The following is an 888-nucleotide window of genomic DNA, read 5'->3' as shown; positions in this document are numbered from 1 at the left end:
TTCTGTCGCCCTGATCCAGCGCTTCAGATTGAACGCGATAAGTACTGTCAAGGTGATGTAGAGCAGGCTCAGGTTGCGCAGCTCCTCAGGCGCGCAAAAGACGAAGAACAAGGGGAAATTAATGACCGCGCAAATGATCGCATGGCGTCGCGTTGGCTGCGACAGCATAGGCCAGCCTCGAACCACCAGCGCGACCACGAGCGCGATATTGACCACGAAGAACGCGTTCGGCATCACGACACCATAGTCGATGGCAAGGCGCAGATAGCTGAGCGGGTTCAGGTAGAACTGCAGATTGTCCCGCAGGTGTAGCTCGATCGGCGCCCCGGGGCTGGCCGCGTAGTGAGCCTTGACGGCCAGATTCACGATCACGCCCGCGGCCACGACGGCGACGATTTTCAGGACATCACGCGATGTCGGCCTGCCTTTGATCATGAACGGCATCAACGCGAGCGCAAACAGGAAATAAGTCTCCTTGTTCAGGGTCGCGATGGCGGTGACGACGGCGAGCGCGATCCAGCGGTCGCGCAATGCGAGCCATGCGCCCAGCGACATGAACAGAATCTCGGGAAAGTCGTAGAAATACCCGTTCTTGCTCATCAGGAGCGGTATCGCCACGGCGAACGCGAGAGGCGCGAGCGTCGCGGCGGCCGGGCTGCCCGTCAGGCTCAGGCAGACGCTGCGCATGAACAGCAGGCTCGCGAAGAGGGAGACGAAGGTCAAAGTGTAGACGATCAGGTATTGCAGCGCGAGGCGCGGCTGCATCGCACTGCTGCGACCGAAGGTGTGCTTCAGCGACCAGTTGCTATCGAGCGCCGCAACGATGCGCTTGCCTACCGCGTCGCGTCGCTCCGGCGCGATCGAGTTCTCGATGCCACGCGCGATGAT

At 61.0% G+C, this 888-nt stretch carries 1 protein-coding gene; it reads right to left on the bottom strand.

The genetic code is table 11. From position 1 onward, the window contains the following. A partial coding sequence (locus HV670_RS30195; protein ID WP_175108570.1) for a hypothetical protein occupies window positions 1-888 on the bottom strand: 888 nt, incomplete at both ends.

The organism is Pararobbsia alpina (assembly GCF_902859895.1).
Classification (GTDB): domain Bacteria; phylum Pseudomonadota; class Gammaproteobacteria; order Burkholderiales; family Burkholderiaceae; genus Pararobbsia; species Pararobbsia alpina.
This window is presented reverse-complemented; position numbering and strand designations above follow the sequence as displayed.